The 18392-nt window shown below is 66.9% G+C and carries 16 protein-coding genes, 2 tRNA genes and 3 pseudogenes; 14 read left to right on the top strand and 7 right to left on the bottom strand.

Going from position 1 to position 18392, the window contains the following annotated elements:
• Window positions 1-4 precede the first annotated feature (4 nt).
• The 3 genes from hypD to MHEC_RS17090 are packed head-to-tail and all read left to right on the top strand — an operon-like array spanning window position 5 to window position 2420.
• Window positions 5-1141, top strand: coding sequence for a hydrogenase formation protein HypD (gene hypD, locus MHEC_RS17100; RefSeq protein ID WP_048890811.1), 1137 nt, complete (start codon window positions 5-7; stop codon window positions 1139-1141).
• Complete coding sequence (locus MHEC_RS17095) at window positions 1138-1884, top strand: DUF6390 family protein (RefSeq protein WP_048890810.1); 747 nt, start codon at window positions 1138-1140, stop codon at window positions 1882-1884. Before hypD ends, MHEC_RS17095 begins: the two co-directional genes overlap by 4 nt.
• 47 nt (window positions 1885-1931) lie before the next feature.
• Window positions 1932-2420 carry a flavin reductase family protein gene (locus MHEC_RS17090; RefSeq protein ID WP_172442138.1) on the top strand — a complete coding sequence of 163 codons (489 nt, stop codon included), beginning with the start codon at window positions 1932-1934 and terminating at the stop codon, window positions 2418-2420.
• A gap of 17 nt (window positions 2421-2437) precedes the next feature.
• On the opposite strand, the gene MHEC_RS17085 is transcribed toward MHEC_RS17090, so the two are convergent.
• A complete protein-coding gene (locus MHEC_RS17085; RefSeq protein ID WP_071700253.1) occupies window positions 2438-3559 on the bottom strand; it encodes a PQQ-dependent sugar dehydrogenase in 1122 nt (373 codons plus the stop codon).
• Window positions 3560-3722: 163 nt separating this feature from the next.
• Here MHEC_RS17085 and MHEC_RS17080 point away from each other — a divergent pair, with 163 nt between their 5' ends.
• Window positions 3723-4568, top strand: a complete 846-nt coding sequence (locus tag MHEC_RS17080) for a DoxX family protein (protein WP_048890890.1) — start codon at window positions 3723-3725, stop codon at window positions 4566-4568.
• Window positions 4569-4591: 23 nt separating this feature from the next.
• On the opposite strand, the gene MHEC_RS17075 is transcribed toward MHEC_RS17080, so the two are convergent.
• Window positions 4592-4906 (bottom strand): PH domain-containing protein, encoded by a 315-nt coding sequence (locus tag MHEC_RS17075; protein WP_235434770.1) that lies wholly within the window; start codon window positions 4904-4906, stop codon window positions 4592-4594.
• A gap of 354 nt (window positions 4907-5260) precedes the next feature.
• Here MHEC_RS17075 and MHEC_RS17070 point away from each other — a divergent pair, with 354 nt between their 5' ends.
• From MHEC_RS17070 to MHEC_RS17050, 5 genes are all read left to right on the top strand, one after another.
• The gene (locus MHEC_RS17070; RefSeq protein WP_048890808.1) at window positions 5261-7105 is read left to right on the top strand and encodes an acetolactate synthase large subunit; all 1845 of its coding nucleotides are present in this window, start codon (window positions 5261-5263) and stop codon (window positions 7103-7105) included.
• Window positions 7105-7611, top strand: coding sequence for an acetolactate synthase small subunit (gene ilvN, locus MHEC_RS17065; protein ID WP_048890807.1), 507 nt, complete (start codon window positions 7105-7107; stop codon window positions 7609-7611). Before MHEC_RS17070 ends, ilvN begins: the two co-directional genes overlap by 1 nt.
• A gap of 31 nt (window positions 7612-7642) precedes the next feature.
• Window positions 7643-8644: a ketol-acid reductoisomerase gene (gene ilvC / locus MHEC_RS17060; protein ID WP_099869114.1), complete on the top strand. Its 1002-nt coding sequence runs from the start codon at window positions 7643-7645 to the stop codon at window positions 8642-8644.
• 102 nt (window positions 8645-8746) lie between these two features.
• Window positions 8747-10333 (top strand): phosphoglycerate dehydrogenase, encoded by a 1587-nt coding sequence (gene serA / locus MHEC_RS17055; RefSeq protein ID WP_048890805.1) that lies wholly within the window; start codon window positions 8747-8749, stop codon window positions 10331-10333.
• Window positions 10330-11340: a 3-isopropylmalate dehydrogenase gene (locus MHEC_RS17050; protein ID WP_048890804.1), complete on the top strand. Its 1011-nt coding sequence runs from the start codon at window positions 10330-10332 to the stop codon at window positions 11338-11340. Before serA ends, MHEC_RS17050 begins: the two co-directional genes overlap by 4 nt.
• 136 nt (window positions 11341-11476) lie before the next feature.
• Here the strand turns inward: MHEC_RS17050 and MHEC_RS17045 are convergent.
• The 3 genes and pseudogenes from MHEC_RS17045 to MHEC_RS24485 form a co-directional block, all read right to left on the bottom strand.
• Window positions 11477-12490, bottom strand: a pseudogene (locus MHEC_RS17045) (MFS transporter); the annotation flags it as partial.
• 51 nt (window positions 12491-12541) lie between these two features.
• Window positions 12542-13798, bottom strand: a complete 1257-nt coding sequence (locus tag MHEC_RS17040; RefSeq protein ID WP_048890888.1) for an MFS transporter — start codon at window positions 13796-13798, stop codon at window positions 12542-12544.
• Window positions 13799-13908: 110 nt separating this feature from the next.
• Window positions 13909-14316: pseudogene (locus MHEC_RS24485) on the bottom strand (oxygenase MpaB family protein); the annotation flags it as partial.
• On the opposite strand from MHEC_RS24485, the pseudogene MHEC_RS17030 reads away from it, so the two are divergent.
• From MHEC_RS17030 to MHEC_RS17010, 5 genes and pseudogenes are all read left to right on the top strand, one after another.
• A pseudogene (locus MHEC_RS17030) lies at window positions 14312-14440 on the top strand (TetR/AcrR family transcriptional regulator); the annotation flags it as partial. The pseudogenes MHEC_RS24485 and MHEC_RS17030 overlap by 5 nt on opposite strands.
• A gap of 23 nt (window positions 14441-14463) precedes the next feature.
• Complete coding sequence (locus MHEC_RS17025; RefSeq protein ID WP_048890802.1) at window positions 14464-15252, top strand: fumarylacetoacetate hydrolase family protein; 789 nt, start codon at window positions 14464-14466, stop codon at window positions 15250-15252.
• The gene (gene gltX, locus MHEC_RS17020; RefSeq protein ID WP_048890801.1) at window positions 15249-16715 is read left to right on the top strand and encodes a glutamate--tRNA ligase; all 1467 of its coding nucleotides are present in this window, start codon (window positions 15249-15251) and stop codon (window positions 16713-16715) included. The genes MHEC_RS17025 and gltX overlap by 4 nt, the downstream gene beginning before the upstream one ends.
• A gap of 108 nt (window positions 16716-16823) precedes the next feature.
• Window positions 16824-16895: transfer RNA gene (locus MHEC_RS17015), tRNA-Gln, on the top strand.
• A gap of 64 nt (window positions 16896-16959) precedes the next feature.
• Window positions 16960-17032, top strand: a tRNA-Glu gene (locus tag MHEC_RS17010).
• Window positions 17033-17046: 14 nt separating this feature from the next.
• On the opposite strand, the gene MHEC_RS17005 is transcribed toward MHEC_RS17010, so the two are convergent.
• A complete protein-coding gene (locus MHEC_RS17005) occupies window positions 17047-17565 on the bottom strand; it encodes a pyridoxamine 5'-phosphate oxidase family protein (protein WP_048890800.1) in 519 nt (172 codons plus the stop codon).
• Between the two features lie 69 nt (window positions 17566-17634).
• Window positions 17635-18336 (bottom strand): IclR family transcriptional regulator, encoded by a 702-nt coding sequence (locus tag MHEC_RS17000; RefSeq protein WP_048890799.1) that lies wholly within the window; start codon window positions 18334-18336, stop codon window positions 17635-17637.
• Window positions 18337-18392: the final 56 nt, after the last annotated feature.

Here is an 18392-nt window from a genome sequence, read left to right as displayed (position 1 = left end):
GTTGATGAAATTCGTCGACGAGTTCCGCGATCCTGCCGCGGCCCGCAGACTGCTGGTCGCGATCAAGCACTTGGCCGGCGACAGCGCGCATTTCAAGTTCATGGAGGTGTGCGGCGGGCACACCCACACCATCTACCGTCACGGCATCGAGCACCTGCTGCCCGAGAACGTCGAGCTGGTCCACGGCCCGGGCTGCCCGGTGTGCGTGATCCCGATGGGCCGCATCGACGACGCGATGTGGCTGGCCGAGCAACCCGAGGTGATCTTCACCTGCTTCGGCGACATGATGCGAGTGCCCGGCTCCAATGGCAACCTGCTGGACGCCAAGGCGCGCGGCGCCGACGTGCGGTTCGTCTACTCACCGTTGGACGCGCTGAAAATCGCGGTCGACAAGCCCGACAAGCAGGTGGTGTTCTTCGCCATCGGATTCGAGACCACGGTTCCCTCCACCGCGGTGACCTTGGTGCGCGCCCGCGAACTGGGGTTGACGAATTTCAGCGTGTTCTGTAACCACGTCACGATCGTGCCGCCGATCAAGGCCATCCTGGAATCACCGGATCTGCGGCTGTCCGGCTTCATCGGGCCCGGGCATGTGTCGACGGTCGTCGGCAACCGGCCGTACCGGTTTGTGCCTGAGGTGTACGGAAAACCGTTAGTAGTCTCCGGTTTCGAGCCGCTGGACATCCTGGCGTCGGTGGCGATGCTGTTAAGCCAGATTCGCGAGGGCCGCTGCGAGGTGGAGAACCAGTACTCGCGAGTGGTGCCCGAAAACGGCAACCCGGCAGCACTGGCACTGATGGCCAAGGTGTTCGCGCTGCGGCCGCACTTCGAATGGCGTGGATTGGGCTTCATTTCGCAGAGCGCACTGCGGCTCAATGACGACTTCGCAGACTTCGACGCAGAACTACGCTATGCGATGCCCGGTGTGCGGGTCGCCGACCCTAAAGCCTGCCAATGCGGCGAAGTGCTCAAAGGGGTGCTTAAGCCTTGGGAGTGCAAGGTTTTCGGCACCGCTTGTACTCCGGAGACCCCGATCGGCACCTGCATGGTGTCCCCCGAGGGAGCGTGCGCGGCCTACTACAACTTCGGGCGAATGCACCGCGATGCCGCCAAGCTCGTCGGGTCGTCAGGACGGGCATGACCGCGGCGGCGCTGGAGGTTCGCGGGGCGGAGATGTTCGCCCGCTACGCCTATGCCCCCAACGCCCTGGGCTACTGTGGCCCGCCGCTGGCAGCCACGCTGCGGGACGGCTCGGTGGCGCAGATCCGAGCGGCGGCCAGGAAGTTCGCCGGCGCCTGGCCGTATTTGCAGGTCTTGTCGAAAATGACCGGCATCGCCGACCCGTTGGACCACCGTCTGGTCGAGTCCTACTGGCTCGGCGGTGGGCTCGGCGCCCACCTCGATCCGGTGCAGTTCGTGGATGAGCTGCTCGCCATCATCGGGCCACAGGCGGGTCACTACTGGTCGCATCTGGGGCCGGATCTGGTTCGTGAGGCGGCGGCCAACCACTGCTTCCACGTGTTCGGCATCTATCCGTGGTCGCGCCTGTTAGGCCGGGGCGTCGACGAACATCCGCTCAGTGTCTTAGACAATTGCCGAATCACTTGGGGCACAGTGCTTTCCCGCGACGGCGACGATGTCGAGGTGTCATGCCGCGTCCTGGCCTGGGACGGGCACCGGCTGGATCTGTCAGAGCCCGTGCCACGTCGACTCGATGTGTGGGCGGACGGCTACTGCGCAGTGCCCGACGTGGCCGTCGGTGACGAGGTGGCGATCCATTGGGGCCGGATGTGCGGGCGGCTGCGGGGCGGGCAGATCGAGGCGTTAGCGGACAGCACCATGCGCCAGCTTCGGGTGACCAACCAGCGGCTGGCCCGGGTGTAGTTGCGCTGACGGCGTCGAAATCTCCGGCGCCGGTCCATGATGATCGGGTGGGTGACGAATCTTTCGACCGGCTGGTCGCGATGCTGGATTACCCGATGTTCGTGGTGACCACGCAGGCCGGCGGGCATGCGTCCGGTTGTCTGGTCGGCTTCGCCACCCAAACCAGCTTGCAGCCACCCCGGTTTCTGGTAGGAATGTCGCGGCGCAACCACACCTTCGGGGTAGCGGCCCGATCGGAGCACCTCGCCGTGCACCTGTTGGCGCGCCGGAACCTCGGCCTGGCTCGGTTGTTCGGCGGCCAAACCGGTGACCAGATCAACAAATTCGAGCACTGCTCGTGGCACAGTGGACCGGCGGGCATGCCGATTCTCGACGACGCGATCGGGTGGTTCGTCGGTAAGACGCTGAACCGGATCGATCTCGGCGATCATGTTGGGTACCTCTTGGAGCCCGTGGCCGCCACCGCCGCCGAGCGCTCCGAGCCTCTGGTGAACTTCTCCGACGTCGCCGACCTGCGACCCGGCCACGGGGCGTGAGACCGGCTCGGCCCGGGTCAGGTCTTGTCCTCGTTGGTGCGCGGGAAACCGCCGCCCTGTGGGAACAGCGGAAAGACCACGTCGTCGAGCTTTTCCGCATCGCCGGCGGTCTTGTTGATCGTCGCGCCCCAGACGTTGCCATCCGGGGCCATCCGCACCGCCCAGGCGTGGGCATGGGTGTCCTGGCGGACGACCTCGGGAGCGCCGGTGACCGCGCCGGTCGCCGGCGCGAGGTGCACCGCCACCGTCTGCTTGGTGTTGATCAAATTGACCAGGATGGTGCCGTCGAGGGCGGCGCACCCGGCCACACCGGGCCGATCCGGCCAGGTCCAGACCGTCGAAACCCGCGAATCCCGGGCGATCCGCTGCAGACGGTCCGCGGTGGGGGCGCGATCGAGGACATACAGGGAGCCGTCGACGGGGTCGGTGCACAAGCCGCCGCCGGAGCCCATGCCGGTGAGCGCCGTGGTCGGCGGTGCCTGATTGATCGTGGTCGGCTGTTCGATCCGGATGACCTTGCCCGCCAACGACGCGGGGTCGGCGGCCGCCGCGGGGTTGCCCGCGTCGCCGGTGAGCACCACCAGGGTGGTCTTGCTGGTGAAGTGCAGGGCCCCGGTATTGCCGGTGGCACCCTTCGGGATGCCGGTCAGGATGTCCTTGGGAACGTCGCCGTCGGCGATGCGGATGACCCGGTTGTCGCTGGGCGTGCTGACGTAGGCGTACATCAGCCGGTCCTGGGAGTACGTCGGTGACAGCACGATGTCCATCAGCCCGCCGTCACCGGCGGGGTCGACGGGGATGACGGTCTTGACTTTCGGTTCGGCGCTGACCGAGACCTCCTTGACCGCACCGGTAGTGCGTTCGGCGACCAGCGCGGACTTGCTGTCCGGAAGCATGATCAACCCGCTGGTGCTCTCCAGGCAGCCCTGCATCACCCCGGGTGCGGGGCATTGTTTGGGGAACGGTTTGGCCGGTAGCGGCGGAGGCGGCGGAGGCGTGGAGGTGGCCGGCGGTCGCCGCTGCGGTTCGGTGGTAAACGGCTGCGACTGGGCGTCGTTGAACCGCGCGCAGCCGCTCGAGACCAGCATCGCCGCGCACGCTGCGACGGCCCCGACCCGCAGCGATAGCCCTACCCGCATGATGGCCAGGTTACCGCGCCACCTCCCACCGCCCGGTTCGTCGGCGGGCGTGGCAGCGCCATCCGCACACGTCGGCCGCGGCGCCGGTGACGTGTCGATTAAGTCCGGCGAAAGCGCCGCTCAAATCCCCAATTCACGCGAAATTGCCCTTACCCTGGCACCCGTGACCAGTCAATCGCATGACTCGCATTGGCGGCGACCGGACGACTCCGCGGCGCCAACCCAGGTCCGTCCGGCTTCCGCAAGCCTGGTCGACCCGGAAGACGACCTGCCGTCAGCCAACTACGCAGGCGATTTCGAGACCACCACAATCCCGCACTACGGCAGCGACGCAGGCACCGTGCGTCGGGTCGGCTCGGGCTTGACCTTGACCGGCCAGCAGCCCCTGCCATACCTCGAGCCGCAATCCGGTGGCCGCCACGCGGCACCGGGGTCCGACGAGATCGACACCGACGAGCAGGACGAGCGCGTACGAGCCGCCGGCCGGCGCGGGACCCAGAACCTTGGCCTATTGCTGCTGCGGGCGGGCCTGGGCGCGGTGCTGGTCGCCCACGGACTGCAAAAACTATTCGGTTGGTGGGGCGGGGAGGGGCCGACGGGATTCAAGAACTCGCTGTCCGACGCCGGCTACCAGCATGCGGAGATCTTGACCTACGTGGCCGCGGGCGGCGAGATCGTCGCGGGAGTGCTGCTGGTATTGGGCTTGTTCACACCTGTTGCCGCGGCGGGAGCGCTGGCCTATCTCCTCAACGGCCTGCTGGCGGACATGTCGGCGCAGTCGAACCCGGATTCCTTCCGGTTCTTCCTGCCGGGCGGACATGAATACGAGCTGACGCTCATCGTCGTCGCCGCCGCGGTCATCCTGATTGGTCCGGGCCGCTACGGCTTCGACGCCGGCCGGGGCTGGGCACGGCGGCCTTTCATCGGCTCCTTCGCCGCGCTGCTCTTCGGTATCGGCGCGGGAGCCGCCGTCTGGGTGTTGCTCAACGGCGCCAACCCCTTGCATTAGACGGCCGCAGCAGGCCGCCGGGGTCAGGCGTAGGGGTTGGGCACCCGGCCTCCGCTGGCTTCGGTCAACAACGGCAGGGTCGCGAAGCTGACCGCAGGTAACCGCAGTTCGCCGCCACTTTTGAGCCGCGCCCGCGCCCACGAGCCCCGAGTGAACCGCAGCCCGTCGATATCGGTCCAACGGACCGTTCGGCTGCCCAGCAGCGTCCGTACCGTGACACCGTCGCGGTCGGCGATCGTGCGCAGCCGAATGATCAACCCGGACAGTGCTAGCGGAATCGCCAACAGCGGCAATGTTGGCGGCCACGTCAGCACAGGCACCAGCAGGCCCAGCGTCATAAAGCCCACCGCGAGGTGCGCTATCGGCGAAATCTTGATCACCACCGGAGCCGCGGGGGACGGTCGCTCCGAAGAACCGGTAGCCACCCATGCATCATGTCACCGCCGACAAGCCCGACCGGCAACCGCCCGATCGCCCAGATTTGACGGCTGACCTGTGCGGAGACTACCGTCGGTCGTCATGGACAGCCGCGAATTGCTCGTAGTACTTGGTCGGCGCGTTGGTGGCTGACTAGCCCACGCCGGGATAGCTTTCGAGCACCAACGCGCAACCCTCGTGCAGCAGCTGAGCTGACGGGGGTTTTTTGTTGTCGCCGTTCCTACACCCAACGAAGAGGACCCAAAGAGGACACCGTGAGTGCACCCACCGCGCCGTCGGCGCCATCCCAGCCCGTCAACGGCAGCAGGTCAACGACAAAGCCGTCGAACCCTCATCAGAAACGTATTGCGCCGCAACAACTTACCGGCGCACAGTCGGTGATCCGGTCGTTGGAGGAGCTTGCCGTCGAGGTCATTTTCGGTATTCCCGGTGGCGCCGTGCTGCCGGTGTACGATCCGCTGTTCGACTCGAGGAAGCTCCGGCATGTGCTGGTGCGCCATGAGCAGGGCGCCGGGCATGCCGCCAGCGGCTATGCGCACGCCACCGGCAAGGTCGGCGTGTGCATGGCCACCTCCGGACCCGGCGCCACCAACCTGGTGACCCCGCTGGCCGACGCGCAGATGGACTCGATCCCGGTGGTGGCGATCACCGGGCAGGTCGGGCGTTCGCTGATCGGCACGGATGCCTTCCAGGAGGCCGACATCGCCGGCATCACCATGCCGATCACCAAGCACAACTTCCTGGTCCGCGACGGCGACGAGATCCCGCGGGTGCTGGCCGAGGCCTTCCACATCGCCGCCACCGGCCGTCCCGGTGCCGTGCTCGTCGACATCCCCAAGGACGTGCTGCAGGGCCAATGCACGTTCAGCTGGCCGCCGCGGTTAGATCTGCCGGGCTACAAGCCCACCACCAAACCGCACAGTCGCCAGGTCCGGGAGGCCGCCAAACTGATCGCGGCCGCCCGCAAACCCGTGCTGTACATCGGCGGCGGCGTCATCCGCGGCAACGCCACCCAAGAGCTGCGCGAGCTGGCCGAGCTGACCGGCATCCCCGTGGTCACCACCTTGATGGCGCGCGGCGCCTTCCCGGACAGCCACCCCCAGCATCTGGGCATGCCGGGCATGCACGGCACGGTGGCGGCGGTGGCGGGCCTGCAACGCAGCGACCTGCTGATCGCGCTGGGCACCCGTTTCGACGACCGGGTGACCGGAAAGCTCGACTCGTTTGCCCCGGAGGCCAAGGTGATCCACGCCGACATCGACCCCGCGGAGATCGGCAAGAACCGTCACGCCGACGTGCCGATAGTGGGCGACGTCAAGGCCGTCATCACCGAGCTGGTCGCCGCGCTGCGCCACGACGGGGCCGCCTTCCGCTTCGACGAGTGGTGGCAGTACCTGCGCGGGGTGCAGGCCACGTACCCGTTGTCCTACGGGCCGCAGAGCGACGGCAGTCTCAGCCCTGAGTACGTGATCGAAACGCTGGGCAAGATCGCCGGGCCCGACGCCGTCTACGTCGCCGGGGTGGGACAGCACCAGATGTGGGCGGCGCAGTTCATCTCGTTCGAGAAGCCGCGCACCTGGATCAACTCCGGCGGGCTGGGCACCATGGGTTTCGCGATCCCGGCGGCGATGGGCGCCAAGATCGCCCGCCCCGACGCCGAGGTGTGGGCGGTCGACGGCGACGGGTGCTTCCAGATGACCAACCAGGAGCTGGCCACCTGCGCGGTCGAGGGCGCCCCGATCAAGGTTGCGCTGATCAACAACGGCAGCCTGGGCATGGTGCGGCAATGGCAGTCGTTGTTCTACGCCGAGCGCTACTCGCAGACCGACCTGGCCACTCACTCGCACCGTATCCCGGACTTCGTCAAGTTGGCCGAGGCGCTTGGCTGCGTCGGATTCCGTTGCGAGCGTGAAGAAGACGTCGTCGAGGTCATCAACGCCGCCCGCGCCATCAGCGACCGGCCGGTGGTGATCGACTTCGTCGTCGGCGCCGACGCGCAGGTGTGGCCGATGGTGGCCGCCGGCACCAGCAACGACGAGATCCAGGCCGCCCGCGGCATCCGCCCGCTTTTCGACGACCCTAACGAAGGCCACGCCTGATGAGCGCGACGACGCACACGCTGTCGGTGCTGGTCGAGGACAAACCCGGTGTGCTGGCACGGGTGGCGGCACTGTTTTCCCGGCGCGGCTTCAACATCGAGTCGCTGGCGGTCGGGGCCACCGAACAGAAGAACATGTCCCGGATGACCATCGTCGTCTCCGCCGAGGACACTCCGCTCGAGCAGGTCACCAAACAACTCAACAAACTGGTCAACGTCATCAAAATCGTCGAGCAGGATGAGGACAATTCGGTCTCCCGAGAACTCGCGCTGATCAAGGTACGAGCCGATGCCGGTAATCGCAGCCAAGTCAGCGAAGCAGCAAACCTGTTCCGCGCCAAGGTGATTGATGTATCTCCCGAGTCGCTCACCATCGAGGCCACTGGGACACCGGCCAAGCTGGAAGCCCTGCTGAAGGTACTGGAGCCGTTCGGTGTGCGCGAGATCGTCCAGTCCGGTTTGGTGTCGCTGTCTCGCGGTCCGCGCGGCATGGGCGGAGCCAAGTAACAACCAAGGAGAAAAACACGTGGCAGTGCAGATGTTCTACGACGACGACGCCGACCTCTCGATCATCGCCGGCCGCAAAGTCGGTGTCATCGGTTACGGAAGCCAGGGCCATGCACACTCGCTGAGCCTGCGCGACTCGGGTGTCGACGTCCGCGTCGGCCTGAAGGAAGGCTCGAGGTCACGTCCCAAGGTCAGCGAGCAGGGCCTGCAGGTCGACACCCCGGCCGAGGTCGCCAGGTGGGCCGACGTCATCATGCTGCTCGCACCCGACACCGCGCAGCCGAGCATCTTCGCAAACGACATCGAGCCAAACCTGCAGCCGGGCAACGCCTTGTTCTTCGGTCACGGGCTCAACATCCACTTCGGATTGATCAAGCCGGCGCCCGACATCACGGTTGCGATGGTGGCGCCCAAGGGACCCGGGCACCTGGTGCGCCGGCAATTCGTCGACGGCAAGGGGGTGCCGTGTCTGGTTGCGGTGGCGCAAGATCCGGGCGGTGACGGGCTGGCGCTGGCACTGTCCTATGCGAAAGCCATCGGCGGTACTCGTGCCGGTGTCATCAAAACCACGTTCAAAGACGAGACCGAAACGGACCTCTTCGGTGAGCAGACGGTGTTGTGCGGCGGCACCGAGGAATTGGTGAAGGCCGGCTTCGACGTCATGGTGGAAGCCGGCTACCCGCCGGAATTGGCCTACTTCGAAGTGCTGCACGAGCTGAAGCTGATCGTCGATTTGATGTACGAGGGCGGCATCGGCCGGATGTACTACTCGGTCTCCGACACCGCAGAATTCGGTGGCTACCTGTCCGGCCCGCGGGTGATCGACGCAGGCACCAAGGACCGCATGCGCGAAATCCTGCGGGAAATCCAAGACGGCACCTTCGTCAACAAACTGGTGGCCGACGTCGAGAACGGCGGCAAGCAGCTGGCCGAACTGCGCAAGCGCAACGCCGAGCACCCGATCGAGGTCACCGGCAAGAAGCTGCGCGGCCTGATGAGCTGGGTGGACCGGCCGATCACCGAAACCGCCTGAGCTGTCTGCACCGAGCCTGAAACCCGGGCTGAGTCCTCGCCGATGTGTCGCCATGGGTACACGCCCGGCGGCTCTTCAGCGCGCCCTACTAGGCTGGCCGGGGTGAGCTTGCCTATTGTATTGATCGCCGACAAACTCGCCGAATCAACGGTTGCCGCGCTGGGTGACGGCGTCGAGGTCCGGTGGGTCGATGGCCCGGACCGGGAGAAACTGCTTGCGGCGGTGCCCGAGGCCGACGCACTGCTGGTGCGTTCTGCGACCACGGTCGACGCGGAGGTGTTGGCCGCGGCGCCCAAGTTGAAGATCGTCGCGCGCGCCGGGGTGGGGCTGGACAACGTCGATGTCGAGGCCGCCACCGCGCGAGGCGTGCTCGTCGTCAACGCACCGACGTCGAATATCCACAGCGCCGCCGAGCATGCGCTGGCGTTGCTGCTGGCCGCGGCGCGCCAAATCACCGCGGCCGACGCCTCGCTGCGCGCTCACGAGTGGAAGCGCTCGTCGTTCACCGGAACCGAGATCTTCGGTAAGACCGTCGGGATTGTCGGGCTGGGCCGCATCGGGCAGCTAGTCGCCCAGCGGCTGGCCGCCTTCGGTGCCCACCTGATCGCCTACGACCCTTACGTGTCGCCGGCACGGGCGGCGCAGCTGGGCATCGAACTGCTCAGCCTGGACGAGTTGCTGGCCCGCTCCGACTTCATCTCCGTGCATCTGCCGAAGACCCCGGAAACGCTCGGACTGATCGATAAGGAGGCGCTGGCCAAGACCAGGCCCGGCGTGATCATCGTCAACGCCGCACGCGGTGGCCTGGTCGACGAAATGGCGCTGGCCGAGGCCGTGCGCAGCGGACACGTGCGGGCCGCCGGTATCGACGTGTTCGCCAAGGAGCCGTGCACCGACAGCCCGCTGTTCGAGCTGCCGCAAATAGTCGTCACCCCGCACCTGGGCGCCTCCACCGCCGAGGCGCAGGACCGGGCGGGCACCGACGTCGCCGAAAGCGTAAGGCTGGCGCTGGCGGGAAAATTCGTGCCCGACGCGGTCAACGTCGGGGCCGGGGCGGTCAGCGAGGAGGTGGCACCGTGGCTGGACTTGGTGCGCAAACTCGGTCTGCTTGCCGGTGCTCTCTCCGACGAGCTGCCGGTGTCGCTGTCGGTGCAGGCACGCGGTGAGCTAGCCGCGGAAGACGTTGAGGTGCTGCGGCTTTCGGCTCTGCGGGGCTTGTTCTCGGCGGTCATCGAAGAGCCGGTGACATTCGTCAACGCCCCGGCCATCGCCGAAGAACGCGGAGTCATCGCCGAGATCACCACGGCCAGCGAAAGCCCCAACCACCGCAGCCTGGTCGACGTACGGGCAGTGGGCGCCGACGGGTCGACGGTCAACGTCGCCGGCACGCTGTCCGGCCCCCAGCTGGTGCAGAAGATCGTGCAGATCAACGGTCGCAACTTCGACCTGCGCGCCGAGGGCATCAACCTGATCATCAACTACGTCGACCGGCCGGGTGCCCTCGGCAAGATCGGCACGTTGCTCGGCGCGGCGGGAGTCAACATCCACGCCGCCCAGCTGTCCGAGGACACCGAGGGTCCCGGCGCGACGATCCTGTTGCGGCTCAACCGCGACGTGCCCCAGGATGTGCGGGCGGCCATCGGCGCGGCCGTCGACGCCAACAAACTCGAAGTGGTTGACCTGTCTTGAAATTGGCGATTATCCCGGGGGACGGGATCGGCCCCGAGGTGGTGACCGAAGCCGTCAAGGTCCTCGACGCGGTACTGCCCGATGTGGAGAAGACGAGCTACGACTTAGGCGCCCGCCGTTTGCACGCCACCGGGGAAGTGCTGCCCGACTCGGTTCTCGACGAGTTGCGCGCCCACGACGCGATCCTGCTCGGCGCGATCGGGGATCCCTCGGTTCCCAGCGGGATCCTGGAGCGCGGTCTGCTGCTGCGGCTGCGCTTCGAGCTCGACCACCACATCAACCTGCGCCCGGCGCGGCTGTACCCGGGGGTGAGCGGCCCGCTACGTGGCAATCCCGAGATCGACTTGGTCGTGGTGCGCGAGGGCACCGAGGGCCCCTACACCGGCACCGGGGGCGCGATCCGCGTCGGCACCGCCCATGAAGTGGCCACCGAGGTCAGCGTCAACACCGCCTTCGGGGTGCGCCGGGTCGTGCACGACGCGTTCGAGCGCGCACGGCTGCGGCGCAAACACCTGACCCTGGTGCACAAGACCAACGTCCTGACGTTCGCCGGCGCGCTGTGGTCGCGGACCGTCGAGGAGGTCGGCGAGAAGTTCCCGGACGTCGAGGTCGCCTATCAGCACGTCGACGCGACGACGATTCACCTGCTCACCGACCCGGGCCGGTTCGACGTCATCGTCACCGACAACCTATTCGGCGACATCATCACCGACCTGGCGGCCGCGCTGTGCGGCGGCATCGGCCTGGCCGCCAGCGGCAACATCGACGCTACCGGCACCAACCCGTCGATGTTCGAGCCGGTCCACGGCAGCGCACCCGATATCGCCGGCCGGGGCGTCGCCGATCCCACCGCGGCGATCATGTCGGTGGCGCTGCTGCTCGCCCATCTCGGCGAAGACGCCGCCGCGGCGCGGGTGGATCGGGCGGTGGCGGCTCATTTGGCCACCCGGGGCAACGGCCGGTTTTCCACCAGCCAAATCGGCGACCGGATCGCCGCGGCGCTCTGACGGATAGCCCGGGGGGGACCAGCCTGGCCGGCACCAAAGGCACCGCTACCAGGGAAAACAGTCCACAGACCAGCCACGCAAGCGGGTAGCCGCCGGAGGCGATCAGCGCACCGAATATCGGCTGACCGGCGGCCGCCGCCAGCCGTTGCGTGGTGTTCTGGGTGCCCAGGGCGCGCCCGCTCCAGTACGGTCCGGCGAACTCGGTGATCGCGGTGGATTCCAACCCGTTGTCCAGCACCGCTATCACCGAGGCGACAACCATGCACCACACCGCGGCCGAGGAGCCGATGCGATCGGTGAATCCCAGCACCATCATGGTCGTGGCCGCGGTCGCCGCGATCGTACGCACGGGCCGCATCCGTGACCCGACCCGGTCAGACCATCGGCCGGCCAGAATGCGGCCCACTGCGCCGAGCAGCTGCGAGACAGTGACCAGCGCGCCAGCCGCCCCCACCGACCAGTGGCGCTCGTTGAGCAGCCAGATCAGCATGAACGTCACCGTCACCGTCTGCGGCATCATCAGCAGCGCCGACACCGCGTGGATTCGCCACAGCATGCGCGATCCGCGATAGGGGCTGGCCAGCTCCTCGGTGGTGGCCGTTGCCCGGGGCTTTCGCGGTGGGTCGAGGACGCCGAGCGCACACGCCACGCCCGACAGCATGCAGATGACGGCGGGAAACATCATCGCTGCAGCGAAGCCGTGCTCCGCCAGCTCGGGAATCACCGCGGCTCCCAAGGCAATTCCCAGCGGCTGGGCCGTCTGGCGGATTCCCATCGCCACGCCGCGCCGCTCCGGCGGGAACCAGCCGGTCACCAGTCGGCCGGTGGCCGAATTGGCGCCGGCCGCGGCCATGCCGCCGAGGAACAGGAATGCGCCCACCACCAGCAGCGAGTGGGCCGACGCCGCGGCGAAGGCGGCGGCTGCGGTCAGCGCCGACCCCAACCTCAGCACGATCCGCTCGCCCGCGTGGTCAACCAGGTAACCCCAGGCGATCAGGGTCACCACCATGCCCCAGCTCGGCATCGACGACAGCAGGCTGGCTTCCGTCAGCGTGATGTCTCGATTGGCTTCCAGCTCCGGGATCATGAAGGCGACGCCGTTGATGAACAGAAATGACGACAACGTCGCGACCGACGCGACGACCAACATCGACCAGCGTGCCCCGGTGCTGACCGATTCCGTCGGCATCAGCCCATGGTTTCACAACCGCCTGCGGACAAAGCGATACGAAACTCGGTGGGCGGGCCGGCCGGGCCGCGCCGCGGCGGCGTCCGCTTGGTGCGGGCGCGCACGCACCGGCACTACCGGCAGCGCCAACAGCGGAAACAGCGCGCATACCGCGAACGCCACCGGATACCCAGTCGCATCGATCAATTCGCCGAACACCGGCGGCCCGGCGCCCGCCGTCAACCGCTGAGTGGTGTTTTGGGCTCCCATCGCGCGCCCGCTCCAGTACGGTCCGGCGACTTCGGGGATGGCGGTAAACGCTAACCCGTTGTCGAGCACGGTGATCACCGACGCGGCGAGCATCACCGCCACCGCAAGAGGCCAGTGCAGGTGATCGGTGAGCGCCAGCAACATCATCACCACCGATGCTGTGACGGCGATGACGCGGATCGGCCGCATCCGCGACCCGACACGATCCGACCAACGGCCCGCGGCGATGCGGCCCAGCGCGCCGAGCAGTTGCGAGACGCTCACCAGCACGCCGGCTGAGGCTGTCGACCAGCCATGCGCCCGCATCAGCCAGACCAGCATGAACGTCAAGACGACGGTCTGCGGCACCATCAGCAGCGCCGACGCCAGGTGGATGCGCCACAACACCGCCGTGCCGCGGTAGGGGTTGGCCAGCTCGGCCACGTCGGCGGTGGCCCGTTTCTTACGCGGCGGGTCGAGCACCCCGACCGCGCTGACGAGTGCCGAGGCCGCGCACACCGTGGCCGGGAACACCAGCGCCACCGAAAAGTCGCGCTCCCCGAGCTCGGGAAGAACCAAGGCGGCCAATGCGATTCCCAGCGGCTGGGCCGTCTGGCGGATTCCCATCGCCAGGCCACGCTGGTCCGGCGGGAACCAGCCGGTCACCAGTCGGCCGCTGGCGGTGTTGGCGCTGGCGGCGGCCATGCCGCCGAGGAATAGGAACGTTCCGACAGCCACCAGACCATGAACCGACGCCGCGGCGAACACGGCCGCCGCCGTGAGTGCCAATCCGACGGTGAGCACCACCCGCTCGCCGACCAGATCCAGCAAGTAACCCCAGGCGATCAGGGTCACCACCATGCCGAGGCTGGGCATCGACGACAGCAGACCGGCCTCAGCCAAGCTGATGCCGCGCTCGGCGTCCAGCGCGGGGATCAGGAAGGCGATGCCGTTGATGAAGACGGTCGCGCACAGCGTTGACGCCAGCGAAATCGCCAGCAAAGCCCAGCGCCGGACCGTGCTGATCGATGTGGTCGGCACGGCTCCATGGTTACAGGTGTCAACCCGCGGCAGCCAACGCGTCGTGGCGGCGATAGCTGCGATCGCCACCGGGTCGCGGTGAAGCCGCGGGCGACGAACCGGCGCCGCGACCATTGGCCGAACTCCTCGCTGAGCCGTGTCGCACCCGGCACCAGCCGCCGCAGGTCACCGGTCCCCACCAGCGGCTTGTCGGCCTTGGACGCCAGGTAGCCACCGGTGAGGGCCAGTCCGGGCAGCGCCAGGGCGATGCTCCACAGCCCGGTGCGCATCGTGACCCGCACCGCCAGATCAAGCTTGGCCTGGTCCAGCCAGCAGGGCCGGTCGTCGGCCTGCGCGAAAAAGGCCACGAGTCTGTCGGGCGGGCGGTCGACCGAATCGATGCCGTGGTCGACGGCAACGTCGAACATGCGCCGGCCAGCGCCGGGTGGCAGCCGGTGCATCATCGCGACGAGGTGATCGGCTAACGGGTCACCGAGCGTGGCGAAACGCCGAAACGACTCTCGTTGGGCGACCCTGGCCGCGCTCATCCTGGTGGCCGGCGGCTTCGACCTGGTGACGCAGTGGTTGCGGGGTGAGCTCGACGTCACCCGCGAACACTTGGAGGACTTTCTCGTCGCGATGGTCACCGCGCGGTCGGCGTGAGCGCGGCGGTTAGGCTCTCATGAATGCGCCTTGGACGAATCGCCAGCCCGGATGGCGTCGCCTTCGTCAGCATCGAGGGCAAAGTCGGCGAACCCGGTGCGATGATCGCTCGGGAAATCGCCGAACACCCTTTCGGCACACCAACCTTCACTGGCCGCACCTGGCAGTTGGCCGATGTGCGGCTGTTGGCGCCCATGCTGGCCAGCAAGGTGATTTGTGTCGGCAAGAACTATGCGGCCCATGTCGCCGAGATGGGTGACATCGCACCCGCCGATCCGGTGATCTTCCTTAAGCCCAACACTGCGATTATTGGACCGAATGTGCCAATTCGCCTGCCTGCCAACGCATCACCGGTGCATTTCGAGGGCGAGCTGGCTGTGGTGATCAGTCGCCCGTGCAAAGACGTGCCCGCGGCCCGCGCGGCCGAGAGCATCCTGGGCTACACCATCGGAAACGACGTGACGGCCCGTGATCAGCAGCAGGCCGACGGACAGTGGACACGCGCCAAGGGGCACGATACCTTCTGCCCGGTCGGGCCGTGGATAGTCACCGATATCGATCCGGCAGACCTCGAGCTGCGCACCGAGGTCAACGGCGAAGTCAAGCAGCGCAGCCGGACTTCGATGATGCTGCACGATGTCGGTGCGATCATTGAATGGGTTTCAGCGGTGATGACGTTGTTGCCAGGGGATCTCATTCTCACCGGCACACCCGACGGCGTCGGTCCGATCGAGGACGGCGACACCGTCAGCATCACCGTTGAAGGTATCGGCACGCTGACCAATCCTGTGGTGCGAAAGGGAGGATCATGACTGGCGGTGTGCGGGTACGGTTCTGCCCGTCGCCCACCGGTATTCCGCACGTTGGGCTGATTCGCACCGCGCTTTTCAATTGGGCTTACGCCCGGCACACCGGCGGCACCTTTGTATTCCGCATCGAAGACACTGATCCCGGGCGCGATAGTGAGGAAAGCTATCTGGCGCTGCTGGACGCGCTGCGCTGGCTCGGTTTGAACTGGGACGAGGGACCCGAGATCGGCGGCCCTTATGGACCATACCGGCAATCACAGCGCAAGGACATCTACCGCGACATCATCGACCGGCTGCTCGCGTCTGGAGAGGCCTACCAAGCCTTTTCGACCCCGGAGGAGGTCGAGGCCCGCCACATCGCCGCTGGGCGCAATCCCAAGCTGGGATACGACAATTTCGACCGCGACCTCACCGATGCCCAGCGGGCATCGTATCTGGCGGAGGGCCGCAAACCAGTGATCAGGCTGCGAATGCCGGACGAAGACATCAGTTGGCACGATCTGGTCCGCGGCGACGTGGTATTCGCGGCCGGCACTGTGCCCGACTTTGCATTGACCCGTGCGACCGGTGATCCGTTATACACGTTGGTCAATCCGGTTGACGACGCCCTGATGAAGATCACCCATGTGCTGCGTGGGGAGGACCTGCTGCCCTCGACCCCGCGTCAGATCGCACTGTATCAGGCGCTGATGCGCATCGGTTTAGCCGATCGGATTCCTGAATTCGCGCATCTGCCAACTGTTTTGGGCGAGGGAACTAAAAAGTTGTCCAAGCGCGACCCACAGTCGAATCTATTCACTCACCGGGATCGAGGTTTTATCCCCGAGGGCCTACTGAATTACCTTGCGTTGCTGGGTTGGGCGATCTCCGGTGAGCGCGACGTGTTCAGCCTGGACGAGATGGTCGCTGCTTTCGACGTAGTCGACGTCAATCCCAACCCTGCCCGGTTCGACCAAAAGAAGGCTGACGCCATCAACGCCGAGCACATCCGTCTGCTCGATGCCGACGACTTCGCCGGGCGACTGCGCGATTACTTCGCCGCGCACGGCTATGACACGGGTCTGGACGACGCGAGTTTTGCCGCCGCGGCAAGGCTGGTCCAAACCCGCATCGTCGTGCTCGGTGACGCATGGCCGTTATTGAGATTTTTCAACGACGACGAGTACGCACTCGAGCCAAAGGCCGCCGCCAAGGAGCTGGGCCCGGATGCCGGGGCGGTGCTCGACGCTGCTCTGGCGGCACTGACGGCTGTGACGGAGTGGACCGCGGCCCATATCCAGGCGGCCCTCAAAGACGCGCTGGTCGAGAAGTTGGCGCTGAAACCGCGGAAAGCGTTCGGGCCGGTCCGGGTCGCGGTCACCGGAACATCTGTCAGCCCGCCGTTGTTCGAGTCGATGGAGCTGCTCGGGCGCGACCGGAGCCTGCGGCGACTGCATGGCGTTCGCGACCAGGCGGTGCATGCCTGAGCTGTGCGACGCTAATCTTTGGTAGTCTGCACCTCGGCCGCACCGGCTGGCGGGGCAACGCCCGCAGAATCCGATTGTGGATTCTGACCAGCGGTTTTAGGCAGCCATTGGGGTATGGTGTAATTGGCAACACAGCTGATTCTGGTTCAGCCGTTCTAGGTTCGAGTCCTGGTACCCCAGCAAAATGTGCCCGCCGCAAGCGATTAGGTGCGGGTGGGTTATGCTGACAGCTCGGATCGGTTCTGGCCCCGTCGTCTAGCGGCCTAGGACGCCGCCCTCTCACGGCGGTAGCGTGGGTTCGAATCCCATCGGGGCTACGTGTGCAGCCTGCTCAGCCCGCTGGTTTGCCCGCCACAACGCTTGGCGCTGTCGAGCCGCCGACCGGCATATGCGGCAGCCCGAGCTTGCGGTGATCCCATGAGCGGGTGCGCCGGGTGACGATGCGCACGGCGATCCGTTTGTGCATCATCTGGTCCACCGCCGGTTTCAGCTCCTCGGTGTAGGGGCCGGTGTAGCGCTCCCAGACGCTGACACCGACCCGGAAGAGGGCCTCGGGGTCGTCGACGATTTCGCCGACGCCTTCGAAGGAGACCCCCCGCAGCGTGTCGTAGGTGTCGCCGTCTTCGATCAGGAAACTGACTCGCGGGTCGCGCCGAAGATTGACCGCTTTTTGCGACTTGGCCTTGGTCTCCAGCCAGATCTCGCCGTCGACGACGCCGTACCACATCGCGGTCAGGTGCGGCTGGCCGCCGGGGCCGACGGTGGCCAGCGTGCCCGTCCGGCTGCGGGCGACAAAATCGGCGATCTCAGCCTCCGACATGACAATCTGCGCGCGCTGATTGCTTCCCATGAAGCGTTAGTCTGTCAGGTCGTCGCCCAGCAGCCCCGAGCAGCTGCCCGGCCGCCGGCGGGGGCCAAGTCACAGCCGGCGGGTAATGGCGTCCGCCGCAGCCACTAGGTCGGCGGCCCAACGCGCGCCGGGGCGGCGACCCAGGCGATCGATCGGTCCGGAGACCGAAATCGCGGCCACCACCGAGCCGCGGGGGTCACGCACCGGCGCCGAGACGCTGGCCACACCTGGCTCGCGCTCGGCCACGCTTTGTGCCCAGCCGCGCCGTCGCACCTCGGCCAACACGCGCTCGCCGAACTTCGCGGCCGGCAGGATGGCTTGCTGGGTCGCCGGGTCGCTGTAGGCCAGCAGCACCTTGGCGCCCGAGCCGGCGGTCATCGGTAACCGTGCGCCCACCGGCACCGTGTCCCGAAGGCCGGCAGGTGGTTCCAGTGCGGCAATGCAAATCCGCCAATTGCCGTCGCGGCGGTACAGCTGCACGCTCTCGCCGGTGATCTCGCGCAGCTGAGCCAGTACCGCGGGGCTTGCTGCCAGCAGCGGATCGTCGACATGGGCTGCGAGTTCGCTCACCGCGGGACCGAGCCGCCAGCGGCCGTCACTCTCGCGAGCCAGCAGGCGATGCACCTCGAGTCCAGCGGCAAGGCGATGGGCAGTGGCCCTGGGCAAGCCGGTGCGTTCGCACAGTTCGGCCAAACCGCAGGGCGATTCCGCGATCGCGTGCAGCACACCCACGGCTTTGTCCAGCACCCCGATGCCGCTATCCTGTCTCATAAAGAGATACTAGCGTCTCGCATAGTGGGAGAGCGCGAGGTCTGGGGACTCAAGAA

Source organism: Mycobacterium heckeshornense (genome assembly GCF_016592155.1).
Lineage (GTDB): Bacteria > Actinomycetota > Actinomycetes > Mycobacteriales > Mycobacteriaceae > Mycobacterium > Mycobacterium heckeshornense.
This window is presented reverse-complemented; position numbering and strand designations above follow the sequence as displayed.